This window comes from Psychrobacter sp. WY6 (assembly GCF_018448495.1).
GTDB lineage: Bacteria > Pseudomonadota > Gammaproteobacteria > Pseudomonadales > Moraxellaceae > Psychrobacter.
Genome location: NZ_CP049902.1, coordinates 2480147 through 2495626, shown reverse-complemented (window position 1 = coordinate 2495626; position 15480 = coordinate 2480147). Strand labels below are relative to the sequence as shown.

The window sequence follows — 15480 nt, the reverse complement described above, 5'->3', positions numbered from 1 at the left end:
AAAGAAATTACAGATTCGGCTGGATTACTACGTACGACGATTAGCTCCCTCAATAAAAATTGAATGAGCATAAGATATCTAACTTACATCAAGTCTCTCTTAAGCTTAACTTAGCACCTGATTTTGCGAATTTGGAGCGTACCTATGCTAAGCACAATGCCAATCAAACTAGTCTTTTAGATGAGCGCTTTTATGAATCACTTATCAACTATGTTGAAAAGACTAGCCATTCAAACAGTCAACGTTTAAAAATGCGTAATTTGATTGATAGTATTGATTACGAGTATACGCAGGCGACGGGTGAAATCGAACAAAAGTCACAATCAGGCGGTACGACCAGTACCATTACCGCCTTAATTGCCACATTGCTGTTTAGTGAAGCTTTCCAAAAAGGCAGTAGCTTACGCATGCCTATTATTGTGGATGAAGTGGGCACCATTGACAAAGATAATATCAAGACCATTGTTGAACAGGTAAGCAATGCTGGATTCACTATTATATGCGCCAATCCGGGCTTGCATGCAGACACCCTACGCTATATCCCTAATTACATTCGAGTTGATAAAAGCTTGCTCGATGGCAAGCCCAAATCTCGTGATTGTATCTTCCATATTATGCCGAGCCAAATCAACCGTCAGGGGAGGGTTGTGCATGGTCATTAATCGAGAAGCGATATTAGCAGGTATATTAAAGCATAAATCCCATTTTTTTAGATTCGTTGATGTGATTAATGCCAACGAGACAGCGTTACAGTTTCCTATGACAGCGTATCTGAAATTTTACGAACAAGTTATTTATCAAGATGATGACTATGCCTTAAAAGATATCTTAAGTGTCGAGGCATTATTGCAGGCGAATGTATTCGTTAATATTGATGGTTTAACCAATATGGTAACGCTATCAAAAGACATTTATAACATCTTAGTATGGCTGGATATTTCTCGCAAAAAACAATTAGATTCTCAACCTTTTGAATCGCATCGACAAGACGTTGTGCGACTGGCAAATGAGTTGACGACTTTGCCCATTGAGGGTATTAACTTTAAAGAGACTTATGCTTTTTTCTATGAAAAACTTAGCGACATTCAAGTAGATATCTCTGAAAATATGCGAGTCTTAGATTACCGTGTCGATGAAATTGCAGATATGTATAAAAGCCGTGAAATGGGCTCATTAGAGACGGGTTTAGATGAGTTATTTCATAGAGCGCAGCATGTATATCATCGTAACATCACGCCTTGCCTTGAGTTTATTAACCCAAGCCTTGAATTAAAAGGGACTAAAAATCTATCAGAAACCCTAAAAGATCTTGAGCATTATTTTGAAGAAATAGGGGAAGTAGACAAGGCGAGAACACTACAGTTTCGCGTTGGCGCTATCTTCTGTTATTACAAAGACATCAGAGCCATTGCCAGTCGTTTAAACGCTTATTTGGTGAATTTAGCACAAGAAAGAGAGTTCTTTTTGAGTATGGAGCGCGCTTTTGGGGTGTTGGTTGAATCGCTAGTGCCTTTAAGGCATGGACGCCATCAGAATAAATACTTAAATGCGGACAGCGAGGTATTCAAGCTTGCCACAACCTTTGATGGTTTAGAGATCATAAAAAAAAGTACGAGAAACGCTTTAACTATTCACCAAGTAGGGGGGCTGGATCATTTTAATAATTATTATGAGATGATGCTCAGACGTCCGTTGAAGCAAAAGCTAGATAATCCCTTACGTGCGTTACCACCAGAGATTGACATTGAAGAGGAACGCTGCGAACAAATATTGAGTATAACGCTATATGAGATAGCAGTGGATAATATGATTGAGAATGTACAACGCTATGTGTGGCAGAAGCTACAGGAGTTATTGCCTAATGCGGGCATAATAGATTTTTTGTATGCGCTCGAATACTTTTTAAGTGCACTGGATGACGCATGTGTGTCTCAGCGCCGCAACGATCGTGATAGGATTGATGATGGTGTTTATTATCTTGATTATATCATTTGGGATTATGCAGAAGCCCCACTTTAAACATACTAACGTTACTTCAAATAGACAGGTAGCACGCTATTATGGCAAATTACACATTAAGCAAAGAGATATATAGCCATTTAATGAATGGAAAGATGCTCAATAAACATCTCCTTGATAATGCAGGTGATGACACCGTTAATCCATTATTTATTGAGATAATAGACAATAAAGATGAATACGTTAAACAGTATAAAATGAGCGGTTATCATCTGGTTATTGCACCAATAAATGATCCTGAGTATATTTACATCGTTGCTACAGGCACGCTAGATGGCACAAAAACTGAACTAGCAATGAAAGCGATGACTATGTTGCTTGTTATTGGTCAATATATTAATCACCATAAATTTAAACTCAGTAAATTAACCAATGCTAAAAGTGGTGGCTTGACCCAAGACGATTTTTGAAAATGGCAGACATGCCTCATGTTAAAGAGATATTGGAGAAATCCAAACTCATCACAAAAGGTGAGCGGACGTTACAAGACGTGGTTATGAAACTATTGGTTCATCGAGATATTATGATTGAAGTACCTAGCAAAAAAGCTTATATATTAACCAACGCAGGCCATTCTTTTTATCAGGAGATTCAGCGTAAGTTTGACACTGAGTCTGAGCTAGCAAATGAAGAAGATAATACGACAATAGATACGCAAGCAAGTTAATATTCAGAACAGCAATGTGTTATGACTTGATTGCCTAACTTGCCAATGTAGCTAATATGATAATTATATTTGGCTCATCAATCATTTTTACTGCTCATAAAAAACTAATCACCATCTTTTTAATTTTAAGACCGCTTTATTAGTTTTTTATATACATCAAAAACAGGCTTATTACTTAGTAGTAGTAAGCCTGTTTTTGATGTAATGAGTCTCGTAAATGTGCAACGAGCAGTTTTAACTTTTGATCCGGTTGTCTGGCCTTAGGATAAACCGCATATAGGCCCAGCTTCTTGCTGGTAAAACATTGTAAAATCTTCGTGAGTGTATTTTTCTGTATCTCCTCATAGATCAACACTTGTGGTAAAAAAGCGATACCTAAATCGCTAAGCGCGGCTTGTTTAATTGCACTCAGATGATTGCTATGAAACCGACCAGGGACAGATATTAATTGCTCTTTGCCGTCTATATATAGCGGCCATGTACTGTTAGCCGTATTATCAAACTTATAAACCAAGCACTCATGATTTTGTAACTGTTCAGGAGTTTGAGGCGCACCATGTTGCTCTAAATAGGCTGGAGTCGCGCATATAATCCACTGGCTATCTATAAGGCGCCTTGCAATGAGTGAAGAATCTTCAAGCACAGCGGTCCTTAGTGCCAAATCAAATCCTTCTTCTATCAAGTCAACCAATCGATTGGTAATTTGTAACTCTACTGATACTTCAGGGTGTTGTTTACAGAATTCGGCAATAGATTCGCTAAATATGAAATTCGCAGAGACCACAGGCATGGTTATACGTATATGACCTTTCATATCTTCGCCGTAACCCGTGACAGCATTTTCAGCTTCTTGAAAGGCGGATTTAGCAATTTTAGCTTTGTTATAAAGCGCCCTGCCTGCATCGGTTAAGCTCAACTTTCTAGTGGTTCTATAAAGCAGTTGTATATTTAAGTTCTCTTCTAATCTCGCAATGCGCTTGCTCACTACCGAGTTCGTCAATGATAATTTTTCAGCGACTCTAGAGAATGACCCTTCTTCGACAACTTGAACGAATAAAATCATGTCGTCAGCTTTGGTCACACTTGTTCTCCAATTTTAGTAATGTGTTTCTAATTATAGCAAAAAAGGAAAATAACATTGTCCATTGATGCAATATATCAATGAATTAACAAGGCGTAGACTATTTCAGGGTATTTTTAACATTGGGACATAAACTGTCGCAAGTCGTGCTCGGCTTTGTCTACAAGACAGCTTTAGTAAATAAGCAGTCCCTATTTGTGAATATTTAATACAACTTAGTCATCATGAATTCGTCAAAATAAAGGCTTCGATGACTTGGTTCAGGGAAGATCACACAATCAAAAGGATGTAATTTTGAATCAAACAATATATGGGCTTTTGGCATTACTACCAATCGTTCTCTGTGGTATTTTTCTGATAGGTTTGCAATGGTCAGCTAAAAAAACAATGCCAATCATTTTAGTGGTTACCGCAGCGCTTGCCATTTTTATATGGGATATGACGCTTAACCGAGTGTCATCATCTATTATTCAGGGTTTGGTCATTACGGTTTCGGTATTGTGGATAGTCTTTGGGGCTATTTTTTTGTTGAATACATTAAAACATACTGGTGCAATCGCCGTTATCCGTGCTGGGTTTACTAATGTGTCGCCAGATAGGCGTGTGCAAGCCATTATTATTGCATGGTGCTTTGGCTGTTTTCTTGAGGGCGCCTCTGGTTTTGGTACAGCTGCCGCTATTGCAGCGCCTTTGCTGGTGGCTGTAGGATTTCCGGCGCTGGGTGCGGTGTTGATGGGAATGATGATACAAAGTACACCTGTATCATTTGGTGCGGTCGGTACGCCTATTGTGATAGGGGTAAATGATGGGTTAGATAAAGCTGCCATTAGTGCTCAACTGGCACAAGAAGGAGTACAGTGGGGTGAATTTTTACAACTGATTACCAGTCAAGTCGCCATTATTCACGGTGTCATTGGTACGTTTATGCCACTTTTTATGGTGATGATGCTCACTCGCTTCTTTGGTAAAAACAAAAGCTGGCGGGAAGGCTTTGCGATTTGGCCGTTTGCAATTTTTGCAGGCTTGGCATTTACAATCCCTTATATGATAACCGTGTTTTTTTAGGGCCAGAGTTTCCGTCACTGGTCGGTGGCTTGGTCAGTATTACTGTCGTTGTTAATGCTGCTAAAAGAGGGTTTTTGGTACCAAAAACCACATGGGATTTTGAACCGCAAAAAAACTGGCCGAGTGAATGGCTTGGTAAGTTAGTGGTCAGTAAAGAAGATATTACGCTAACCTTGAGTGATAAGAAGATGTCCACCCTTATGGCGTGGTTCCCTTATTTATTGGTTGCCCTTTTACTGGTGTTTTCAAGAGTATTTACAGGCTTTCAGTCTTTACTTAACAGTGTAGCAGTAGACCTAACCTCGATTTTAGGTGAGACAGATATCAGTGCCAGTTTTAGTCCTTTATACTTACCAGGCGGCTTGTTACTAATTAGTGCTTTGGTTGCCGCCGCTTTTCAAACTAGAAAGCCCGTCAGCGCCCTAAACAGTGCCTTTAAAGAATCAGGCAAGACTGTACTAGGGGCTGGGTTTGTACTTATTTTTACGATTCCAATGGTTAGAATTTTTATCAATTCAGGCATAAACTTATCAGATGTGGCGAGTATGCCAGTCGCCAGTGCAGAGTTGTTTTCAGGTACTTTTGGCAATGTTTTTCCATTGATTAGTGCAACCATTGGTGCTTTAGGTGCATTTATCGCAGGCTCTAATACCGTATCTAATATGATGTTCAGTCAGTTTCAGTATGAAGCCGCCATGAGCTTACATATTTCACCTTCTCTAATCATCGCGGCGCAAGCGGTTGGTGCCGCAGCCGGTAATATGGTTGCCATACATAACGTGGTGGCTGCATCAGCAACGGTGGGTTTACTTGGTATGGAGGGCGCCACATTGAGGCGTACTATTTTACCCACCATATACTGTGTTGTTCTGTGGCATCATCGTCATGGCCGCCATTTACATTTTTGGTTTTCAAGGGCCCTTGGCATGATGAATGACACACCATTACAAGATAAGGAGCATCATATATCTTCGTCAAATCAAGATTCTCAAGGCATGCTTAGTCCTGATCAGGTGTTAGATAAACTAACCAACTTGCTAGGCGCGAGTAATGTACAGGCTGATCCAGAGAAAAATGAGCACTATAGAATGGGGTGGCGCTCTGGCGGCGGCAGTGCTTTAGCGGTTTTGTTTCCACAAACATTGCTGGACATTTGGCGTAGCCTAGAAGTGTGCGTTGAAGGCGACTGTATTATCATTATGCAAGCGGCAAAAACAGGCCTGACTGAAGGCTCAACACCGAGCGGTAATGACTACGATAGACCCGTTGTGGTGATTAATACGCTTGCCATAAACCAGTTGTATTTGGTGAATGACAACGAGCAAGTGATCAGCTTGCCTGGGGCGACATTGCATCAGTTGCAAAGTCAGCTTAATGCCGTCAATAGAGCGCCTCACTCTGTCATCGGTTCCTCGACGTTAGGTGCGTCTATTATTGGTGGTATATCTAATAACTCTGGTGGGGCTCTAGTTAAAAGAGGGCCTGCCTATACCGAGCTTGCGTTGTTTGCCCAAATAAATGAACACGGTCAACTGGTGCTAGTCAATCATCTAGACGTCAAGTTGGGTGATACGCCGGAAGAAATATTAACAAATTTGCAAAACGGTCATTTTGATAGAAGAGAATTACCTGACACTGGTAAGCTCGCATCTGACAGAGAGTATATCGCCCGAGTAAAAGAGGTTGATGCAAGCACACCCAGTCGCTTTAATGCGGACAAGCGCAGACTGTATGAAGCAAGCGGCTGTGCTGGCAAGCTTGCCGTGTTTGCAGTACGTCTTGACACTTATCCAATAGCGGCAAAAGAGCAAACTTTCTACATAGGCACTAACAGTGTGAGTGAGCTTGCACAGCTCAGAAGACAGATACTATCCCGCTTCGACAATATCCCTGAAGTGGGCGAGTATATGCACCGTGATAATTTGATGTCTCCGCTAAATACGGTAAAGACACGTTCTTGAGTATCAAGCATCTCGGTACAAATGCTTTACCTAGACTGTTCTCTATCAAAGGCGCTATGGATGCAAAGTTCCATAAATGGTCATGGATGCCAAAGCATTTCACTGACAAAGTCATGCAGTTCATCGCTACTCTATTTCCAAAGCATTTGCCCAAGCGCATGATGGAGTACCGCAATCAATACGAGCATCACCTCATCATAAAAATGAGTGACGATGGTATAGCAGAAGCACAGGGTTTTCTGAAGACGTTCTTTGCTGCTTCAGACACGGGTAACTATTTTGAATGTAGTCAGGAAGAGTCAGAAAGCGCGCTTTTAAATCGTTTTGCAGCAGCTGGTGCCGCATTACGCTATGAAGTCATACATGAAAAAGAAGTCGGTGAGATATTGGCGCTGGATATTGCCATACCACGTAACGAGCTAGAGTGGCTTGAAAGCTTGACTGAAGACATTGAAAAACACTTAGAAAAGAAGCTGTATTACGGACATTTCTTTTGTTATGTGTTTCATCAAGACTATATATTGAAGAAGGGCAGTGATGCCAAGCTTGTTAAAAAGATGATGTTAGAGCTATTGAGCGCACGCGGAGCCAAATATCCTGCTGAGCATAATGTCGGTCATCTATACGAAGCAGAGCCTGATTTGCAGAATTTCTATAAAAGTCTAGACCCAACCAATAGCTTTAATCCCGGCATCGGTAAAATGTCGAAAACCAAACGTAATTGCTCGTGCTGTTTGTAATGGGCAGTTTGGGCTAAGCTTGCCGCTTCAAAAATAAGCCAATTGCATCCATCGTTTAGCGCTAATCAATAAATAATTAGAGATTCAAAAATATTACATAGATATCTAACAGAATAAGGGCAAGCGTATGATTATTTCATCTCCAAACGACTACAGGGCTGCTGCCAAGCGCCGACTGCCACCATTTCTATTTCATTACATAGATGGCGGTGCTTATGAGGAATATACCTTAAAACATAATGTTGAAGATTTATCGAAAATTGCCCTTAGACAACGTGTACTGAATGATATGTCACAGCTTAGTCTTGAGACACAGTTATTTAATGAAACTCTGTCTATGCCTGTCGCGTTGTCACCCGTGGGTCTGACAGGTATGTATGCCCGCCGCGGAGAAGTACAGGCTGCTATGGCAGCCGATCAAAAGGCATTCCGTTTACCATGTCGACGGTTTCGGTTTGTCCGATTGAAGAAGTAGCGCCTAAAATTAACCGTCCAATGTGGTTTCAGCTTTACGTATTAAAGGACCGAGGTTTTATGAAAAATGCCTTGGAGCGTGCCAAAGCGGCGGGGTGTTCGACCTTGGTTTTTACGGTAGATATGCCAGTACCAGGGGCACGCTACCGAGATATGCACTCCGGTATGAGCGGTAAAAATGCCGCTATGCGCCGTTACTTCCAGTCTATGACGCATCCGCAATGGGCATGGGATGTAGGGCTAAATGGCCGTCCACACGATCTGGGTAATATCTCTGCTTATTTAGGTAAGCCAACAGGATTGGAAGACTATATAGGCTGGCTAGGTAATAACTTTGACCCCTCTATTTCTTGGAAAGATTTAGATTGGATTCGCGAGTACTGGGATGGGCCTATGGTCATCAAAGGTATTTTGGACCCAGAAGATGCCAAAGATGCGGTACGTTTTGGGGCCGACGGCATAGTCGTATCTAATCATGGTGGACGACAACTGGACGGTGTTTTATCCAGTGCACGTGCTCTGCCTCCTATTGCCGATGCGGTGAAAGGAGAGATTAAAATCTTAGCAGACTCTGGTATACGCAATGGCTTAGATATTGTGCGCATGTTGGCTTTGGGCGCTGATATTTGCATGCTAGGGCGCGCCTTATTTATGCTTTAGCAGCGGATGGCGGTGCAGGGGTAAGCAATTTGTTAGAACTGCTAGATAAAGAAATACGCGTCGCAATGACCTTGACTGGTGCCAAAACGATTGCTGATATTAATTCTGACTGTTTGGTAAAACTGGATAATTAAACCGAGGCTATAGAGTTTGTCAGTACATGAAGTGAGCTCATGCAGATAAGATACCGGAGATTAGAAGCCGTCAGCTTGGTCGTTGATCACAAGCGCGAGGTTGCAGAAGTATCCAATATCTAAGCTACCAACAATCGAATGTTAGGGCGTTTTGGTTGTTATGTGATGACTGGGAATGAGATGCTATGCAAAAGATTATTGTGCATTGTGAAGGCTAATAGGCATATTATTGTTGAGTGATATGATCAACGTAAAGTAACTATTACGTTGAACCCCGGAGCTTATCTATATAGTCAGCCCAATCTTGCATCATTAGTATTCGAGTATCTATTTCATCTAATCGGTTATAAGCGCCACCATGCGTATCTTTTATTCGATGGCCTAATTGCAGCTCAGTCACGATGTCTGAGTAACGCAGCTCAGGTTGCTCCATTAGTAGGGTTTTAGCAGATGCTCGAAAGCCATGAGCACATTGTACATCTTTATAACCAAGCCTATGAAATATCTGCACTAAAGTCGCTTTGCTAATATAGCTATTGCTTGAGGCACGCATCGATGCAAATACATATTCTTTATGACCTGTAATTGCTTGTATTCTTCGTAAGCGCTCAATGACTGAATAGCTAAAGGCACAACTAAGTGCGATACCATATCCTCACGACCTTCGCCTTTAGTAGGAGAAAACTCCCATAGCTTGTTATCCCAATCTATATCTTGCCAACGCATAGACCGCAAATCGATACTACGCACAAAGACATACGGTAGTAAATTCATCACTTCTAATGTGGTTTTACTTGCACCTTTGAAATGGGACATATCGTTCAGGAGGGTAGCAAACTGATCAGGCTTGGTAATGGCTGGTAAGTGGTTGCCTGAACTGGCAGGTGCGAGCTCGCCACGTGTATCAATAGCTACATTTCTATCGCATAATCCTCTTGCGACAGCAAATGAGAAGACTTTTTCAGTATAAAGCCGAGTGCTGGCACCAACGAAGGTTGCTTGATTTTCATTGTTTTGAATCGCCTCACATACACTCAATATCATCTCGCTCGTGATATCATTCATCTTAAGTCGCCAATTTCTTGGCACATGTATCCTAGACACAAATCCCAAAATTTAAGGGTTGAGTCACTAAACGCGCGCTTTCTAGATTTACTATGGTGACGACTTGACGTTTTGTGATCTCGCCACGCTTGTGTGATTTCAGAAAATGTGGCGTTCTTTAGATGAGCATACTTATTGACTTGCTCTTTTTTATGAATGGCTTTAGGGTCGGAGCCTTGTGCGACCATGCTAAGTATAGTTTCTGCTTTATACTTAGCTTCATATAGACTGATATCTTCGACCTTACCTAGCATCATTCTAGGGCGCTTACCATCGATATGGGGATGAGCGTACCGTAAGTAGTATTTTTTTACCATTTGGATAAATACGAATACTTAAACCCGCGATACCTGAGACACTGACCGAGAATCTTTATCTCGGCATTCAAGTTTATTGATATCATTTAAATTATCGACAGCCATGATGTACATCCGTCAGCTTTATAAGCTAGGTAAATTGTGAATGTTAATCTATTATCTCTATACTTAGATTTAGAGCAATCTTTGCGCACGTTTTATAAATCCTGAGAAGCGTCTTCTGGGAAACGTAGATAGCTATTGGACACTAACATGGACACTGTTATTCATTAGTGAGTTTACAAAACCCTTTAAATATAAGGTTGTAAATTACAATTATCCCCAACCTTCACTTGGGGATGATTGTAGTATAACGACTGAAGGAAGAGTAGGCTATGCGTTTATTGAGCTGTAGCTTATTATTACTGGTAATTTTGGTCAAATAATTGGGGTTAATATAAGATGGATGCTTTGCCTAGCATTTGATTGAACATATTTTCGACAAAAACCACGCTCCTGTACGTGCACAGAATATAAAAATTAGGGGCATAGTACTGTTCTGTGCAAATTTGGTGGTTGTTAACTCAGTGCTTTAGATGGAATTATATTACGCATAGTGAGGGGGTTTTTGATAACTTAAAACAAAAAGTATTACAGCTTAGTTGGTCATGATATTTGCCACTATAAGGTAGATTTAAACCAGACTTGCAGACAGGCTAAGTAGGAGCATTGTAAGATAATACCTGCGCTATTAGAACGGTTATGAATTAACAGATAACCAAAAGAGTGATGATTTTTAAGCTAAGCTAATAATCTATAGGTAGTGATATCTTTATACGCCTAACGTATTGCAAAAGCATTCGTACCAAAGAGCCAGATGATTAAGGTGCTAACAATTGAATGATAGCGAACTTGGCTGTTGGATGATGAGGAATGAGGAATGAGGAATGAGGAATGAGGAATGAGGAATGAGGAATGAGGAATGAGGAATGAGGAATTGGATAAAGTGCTGATTGGTTATTCTGGCAGATGTAGCTAATATGATAGTGACACATAGAATAAACTCATCAAACAGTTTAGCTTTAAGAGCCTTTCCTAAAAACTGTGTAACTGCTTATAATCCACTAACCGGAGAATAAGCAATGACTAAGCAAACTGACATCAAGAAACTGGCCGAGCAAATGGTTGGTAGCATGAACAGCTTTGATGACATCAAAGACTTCCAGAAGCAGCTCATGCAATCCTTTATCGATACTGCCTTAGAGGCTGAGATGGAAGACCATCTCGGCTACCCCAAACATGAAAAGGCGGATAAACCTAATAAGCGTAATGGGCACACTAAAAAGACCGTCCGCAGTGACACAGGCGATCTTGAGATATCCACCCCAAGAGACCGCGGTGGCAGCTTTGAGCCTGTACTCGTTAGTAAGCATCAAACCCGTATTAGTGGCCTTGATGATAAAATCATATTCCTTTACGCCAAGGGTCAAACCACCACTGAGATCGTAGAGAGCATTAAAGAGCTCTACGATGTCGATATCTCAAGTACACTGGTTTCCAGAGTCACTGACAATATCTTAGAGGACATCACCGCTTGGCAGAACCGGCCATTGAGTAGTGTTTATCCTATCGTCTATTTGGACTGCATCGTCGTCAAAGTACGTCAAGACAAGCAGATCATCAATAAAGCTATCTATCTGGCACTAGGCGTGGGACTTGATGGTAAGAAAGAGCTGCTTGGCATGTGGCTATCAGAGAATGAAGGCGCTAAGTTCTGGCTAGGCGTTCTCACTGAACTACAAAACCGCGGGGTGCAAGATATCCTCATTGCCTGTGTTGATGGTTTAAAGGGCTTTCCTGATGCCATCAATACCGTTTACCCACATGCTCAGGTTCAGCTGTGTATTGTGCACATGGTACGTTACTCCATGAAGTTTGTCCCTTGGACGGATAAGAAGGCCGTAGCCGCTGACTTAAAGGCCATCTACGGCGCTGATACGCTTGAGATGGCAGAAGCCAATCTTGAGCATTTCGATGAGGTATGGGGCAAAGACTATCCACATGTCGTCAAATCTTGGCGTAGTAACTGGGAGGGCTTAACGGTGTTCTTTAACTACCCTAAAGACATCAGAAAAGCGATTTATACCACCAATGCTATTGAGTCTTTAAACAGCGTGATTCGGACAGCGATGAATAAGCGTAAGGTCTTCCCCTCTGATCAAGCAGCATTCAAGGTAGTCTATCTGGCAACTCAGCAGGCGTCTAAAAAGTGGTCGATGCCTATTCGTAACTGGACGTCTGCTCTTAATCGCTTTATGATTATGTTTGATGACCGTATCAGTAAGCATTTAATCTAAATGGCAGTTACACAGAATCTGGGATGGTCTCAGCTTTAAAGCTTCGATGAGCGATAAAGAAGATTTAGTTAAGGTTTACCATAGTAATGATTGCAATACATGTGAAACGGTTATTAACTAAACTAATTCGTTGTTTATTATACATAACATAACCCCATAAATTTGCTATCAGGTACTGCTTATTTAACATATGCGTACCTAAAGCTAGGTTCACAATAAAATAGGAATGATTAACTAATAAAAACAATGCTCTACAGTTAGGAAGAAAATTAATGGTTCATGAACCTTAATATTTAACTTAAACCAATCACCTCTCCTCATTTCATTCCAATTCTCTTTTTCAGCTATTCTTAACTTCCCTCTAGCTTGTTTAATTTATTCAGCGGGCACTATCGACAGCTGCACCCGATAGTGCATTAAAGGCAGTGTTCACTGATCGCGGCTTGGCAGAAAACTCACTAAAAAATATTCGCATTTGCATTGGTAATGCTTGGATTTAAAAGGCTGTTTAATGATTGCTTGTCACTGCCTTTTCAAAATCAACAGGATCGTTGGCGCTATCACTATCAAGCGCATTTAGCATGCAGTAATGATAAATTTCTTAGACAGGGGTAACTCTATAAGTTAACTACTAAAATTTCTGCAAAGTCAGCGCTTTAGTTTTGAGCTGCTTGCACTTTGGTTGTCGATTCCAGTTTTTTTAATAACCAATTTCGCTTATAGGATAGCGTAGTGGCATCTTTACTTCCCCATATCAAAGGCCAGCATGGTAGTGGGAGCGGCTAACGAATTAGGGACGACTGAAGGCGTGTCAGACAATGGCATTAAACTATCGTTTTAAGTTTCATGGTTTGATTCAGATTGTGTATGACTGTTGGTATTCTTAGGTGACTAAATCTCAAATTTAAGCACTGCTAAACTTGAACTTTAATGACTTAGTACACACATCAGTAAGTCTATTTATCAATCTATAGGTATACCTATGTCTAAGCTAAGCCGAGAAAGCGTAGCAGAGTTTGCAGCAATACATGTAGTTATGCATGAAGCTTCCCGAGATAGCGCTGTGCAAGAAGTTATAAAAACGATGCAATACTTCAAGATGAAGAGCCTAGAGTCTTAGCTGAACACGGTCTTAACGGGGATTCTGGTGTAGACATTGAAGCGCTTACCGATACTTCAGAATACGCTCAACCAATAATGCCTGACGATCTTAAGAAAAAACGCCAAATTATGGCTGTTAGAAAAGAGTTATTGGGTGATGGTACTATTGATAAATTTTACGTTGATGATGTTGTGTACGAGCGCCTTAAGTAATTAACTATACTATTTATTTGATGAGACCATCCCGAATTCTGTGTAACTGCCGTTTAGATTAAATGCTTACTAATACGCTCATCAAACATAATCATAAAACGATTCAGAGCAGACGTCCAGTTACGGATTGGCATCGACCACTTTTTGGATGCTTGCTGGGTGGCTAAGTACACCACCTTGAATGCTGCCTGATCAGAGGGGAACACCTTACGCTTATTCACCGCTGTCCGAATCACGCTGTTTAAAGACTCAATAGCATTGGTGGTATAAATCACTTTTCTGATGTCTTTAGGATACTCGAAGAACACCGTTAAGCCCTCCCAGTTATTACGCCAAGACTTGATGACATGTGGGTACTCTGTGCCCCAAGTCTCATCAAAGTGCTCAAGGTTGGCCTCTGCTATCTCAAGCGTATCAGCGCCATAGATGGCCTTTAAATCAGCCGCTACGGCCTTCTTATCTGTCCACGGTACGAACTTCATTGAGTAACGCACCATATGCACGATACACAGCTGAACCTTGGCTTTGGGGTAGACGGTGTTAATGGCATCGGGGAAGCCCTTTAAACCATCGACACAGGCAATGAGTATATCTTGTACCCCGCGGTTTTGTAATTCAGTGAGAACACCTAGCCAGAACTTAGCGCCCTCATTCTCTGATAGCCACATACCAAGCAGCTCTTTTTTGCCATCAAGTCCCACGCCTAAGGCCAGATAGATCGCCTTGTTGATGATCTGCTTGTCTTGGCGTACCTTAACGACGATGCAGTCCAAATAGACGATAGGATAAACACTGCTCAGCGGCCTGTTCTGCCAAGCGGTGATGTCCTCTAATATATTATCGGTGACTCTTGAGACAAGAGAGCTTGAGATGTCGACATCGTAGAGCTCTTTAATGCTCTCTACGATCTCAGTGGTGGTTTGACCTTTGGCGTATGAGCGAGGATCAGCAAGTGTCTGGGAGACACTTGCCCGAAGCGCAAGACGGAAGGCTATGCCTGTAGTGAAATATGATTTTATCATCAAGGCCACTAATACGGGTTTGATGCTTACGCACTAACGCAGGTTCAAAGTCACCATTACGGTCTCTTGGGGTGGAGATTTCAAGATCGCCTGTGTCACTGCGGACTGTCTTTTTAGTGTGCCCATTGCGCTTGTTTGGCTTGTCTGCTTTTCATGCTTGGGGTAGCCGAGATGGTCTTCCATCTCAGCCTCTAAGGCAGTATCGATAAAGGATTGCATGAGCTGCTTTTGAAAGTCTTTGATGTCATCGAAGCTTTTCATGCTACCAGCCATTTGCTCAGCCAGCTTTTTAATGTCAGATTGAGTAGTCATTGCTTATTCTCCGGTTAGGGGATTATAGCAGTTACACAGTTTTTAGGAAACTCCCGATTAAGTAGTTCTTAATCATATCAAGCAATATCGTCCCATTATCCTCGCTCACTTCTGAATAGTTGTGAGCAGGAATTTAACCCCACAGATGAATTATATGATTTCATATCCGTAGACATTAACTTGAGAGATTTTAACCAAGCAGCCTGACAATAAAAGTCAAACCACATCTACCTTGGTGTCTTATAGTCTAAACTCTTTGAACCCTCTGATTGTA

The 15480-nt window shown here is 41.4% G+C and carries 10 protein-coding genes and 4 pseudogenes; 9 read left to right on the top strand and 5 right to left on the bottom strand.

Translation table 11 applies throughout. The annotated features are described in order from the left end of the window. The first annotated feature begins 59 nt into the window (after positions 1-59). Genes G7Y90_RS12455 through G7Y90_RS12440 form a run of 4 tightly spaced genes read left to right on the top strand, consistent with a single transcriptional unit; the run spans position 60 to position 2686 of the window. Positions 60-662 (top strand): hypothetical protein, encoded by a 603-nt coding sequence (locus G7Y90_RS12455; protein WP_250162515.1) that lies wholly within the window; start codon positions 60-62, stop codon positions 660-662. After that, entirely contained in the window at positions 652-2019 is a 1368-nt protein-coding gene (locus tag G7Y90_RS12450) for a hypothetical protein (RefSeq protein ID WP_250162514.1), read from the top strand. Before G7Y90_RS12455 ends, G7Y90_RS12450 begins: the two co-directional genes overlap by 11 nt. A gap of 41 nt (positions 2020-2060) precedes the next feature. Beyond that, positions 2061-2429, top strand: coding sequence for a condensin complex protein MksE (locus tag G7Y90_RS12445; protein WP_250162513.1), 369 nt, complete (start codon positions 2061-2063; stop codon positions 2427-2429). Between the two features lie 2 nt (positions 2430-2431). Next, the gene (locus tag G7Y90_RS12440; protein ID WP_250162512.1) at positions 2432-2686 is read left to right on the top strand and encodes a hypothetical protein; all 255 of its coding nucleotides are present in this window, start codon (positions 2432-2434) and stop codon (positions 2684-2686) included. 175 nt (positions 2687-2861) lie between these two features. On the opposite strand, the gene G7Y90_RS12435 is transcribed toward G7Y90_RS12440, so the two are convergent. Next, positions 2862-3767 (bottom strand): LysR family transcriptional regulator, encoded by a 906-nt coding sequence (locus tag G7Y90_RS12435; RefSeq protein ID WP_201560853.1) that lies wholly within the window; start codon positions 3765-3767, stop codon positions 2862-2864. 294 nt (positions 3768-4061) lie between these two features. On the opposite strand from G7Y90_RS12435, the gene G7Y90_RS12430 reads away from it, so the two are divergent. From G7Y90_RS12430 to lldD, 4 genes and pseudogenes are all read left to right on the top strand, one after another. Then, positions 4062-4832: an L-lactate permease gene (locus G7Y90_RS12430; RefSeq protein WP_250162511.1), complete on the top strand. Its 771-nt coding sequence runs from the start codon at positions 4062-4064 to the stop codon at positions 4830-4832. Next, positions 4766-5641, top strand: a pseudogene (locus tag G7Y90_RS19205) (L-lactate permease); the annotation flags it as partial. The gene G7Y90_RS12430 and the pseudogene G7Y90_RS19205, both read left to right, overlap by 67 nt. A 186-nt stretch (positions 5642-5827) precedes the next feature. After that, a pseudogene (gene dld, locus G7Y90_RS19200) lies at positions 5828-7533 on the top strand (D-lactate dehydrogenase). Positions 7534-7660: 127 nt separating this feature from the next. Beyond that, positions 7661-8801 (top strand): annotated as a pseudogene (lldD, locus tag G7Y90_RS12420) (FMN-dependent L-lactate dehydrogenase LldD). Between the two features lie 262 nt (positions 8802-9063). On the opposite strand, the gene G7Y90_RS12415 reads toward lldD, so the two are convergent. Genes G7Y90_RS12415 through G7Y90_RS12405 form a run of 3 tightly spaced genes read right to left on the bottom strand, consistent with a single transcriptional unit; the run spans position 9064 to position 10162 of the window. Continuing rightward, the gene (locus G7Y90_RS12415; protein WP_250162510.1) at positions 9064-9312 is read right to left on the bottom strand and encodes a hypothetical protein; all 249 of its coding nucleotides are present in this window, start codon (positions 9310-9312) and stop codon (positions 9064-9066) included. After that, a complete protein-coding gene (locus G7Y90_RS12410) occupies positions 9312-9866 on the bottom strand; it encodes a tyrosine-type recombinase/integrase (RefSeq protein WP_250162509.1) in 555 nt (184 codons plus the stop codon). Before G7Y90_RS12410 ends, G7Y90_RS12415 begins: the two co-directional genes overlap by 1 nt. Beyond that, positions 9863-10162, bottom strand: coding sequence for a hypothetical protein (locus G7Y90_RS12405; protein ID WP_250162508.1), 300 nt, complete (start codon positions 10160-10162; stop codon positions 9863-9865). Before G7Y90_RS12405 ends, G7Y90_RS12410 begins: the two co-directional genes overlap by 4 nt. A gap of 1181 nt (positions 10163-11343) precedes the next feature. On the opposite strand from G7Y90_RS12405, the gene G7Y90_RS12400 reads away from it, so the two are divergent. Continuing rightward, positions 11344-12558 carry an IS256 family transposase gene (locus tag G7Y90_RS12400; protein WP_502937360.1) on the top strand — a complete coding sequence of 405 codons (1215 nt, stop codon included), beginning with the start codon at positions 11344-11346 and terminating at the stop codon, positions 12556-12558. Between the two features lie 1367 nt (positions 12559-13925). On the opposite strand, the pseudogene G7Y90_RS12395 reads toward G7Y90_RS12400, so the two are convergent. Further along, positions 13926-15206, bottom strand: a pseudogene (locus G7Y90_RS12395) (IS256 family transposase). Positions 15207-15480: the final 274 nt, after the last annotated feature.

Bases quoted from the DNA above. Each gene is read 5' to 3' on its own strand.
- G7Y90_RS12450 (WP_250162514.1), top strand. From the start codon at position 652: ATGGTCATTAATCGAGAAGCGATATTAGCAGGTATATTAAAGCATAAA.
- G7Y90_RS12400 (WP_502937360.1), top strand. From the start codon at position 11,344: ATGACTAAGCAAACTGACATCAAGAAACTGGCCGAGCAAATGGTTGGT.
- G7Y90_RS12405 (WP_250162508.1), bottom strand. From the start codon at position 10,162: ATGATGCTAGGTAAGGTCGAAGATATCAGTCTATATGAAGCTAAGTAT.
- G7Y90_RS12410 (WP_250162509.1), bottom strand. From the start codon at position 9,866: ATGAATGATATCACGAGCGAGATGATATTGAGTGTATGTGAGGCGATT.
- G7Y90_RS12445 (WP_250162513.1), top strand. From the start codon at position 2,061: ATGGCAAATTACACATTAAGCAAAGAGATATATAGCCATTTAATGAAT.
- G7Y90_RS12440 (WP_250162512.1), top strand. From the start codon at position 2,432: ATGGCAGACATGCCTCATGTTAAAGAGATATTGGAGAAATCCAAACTC.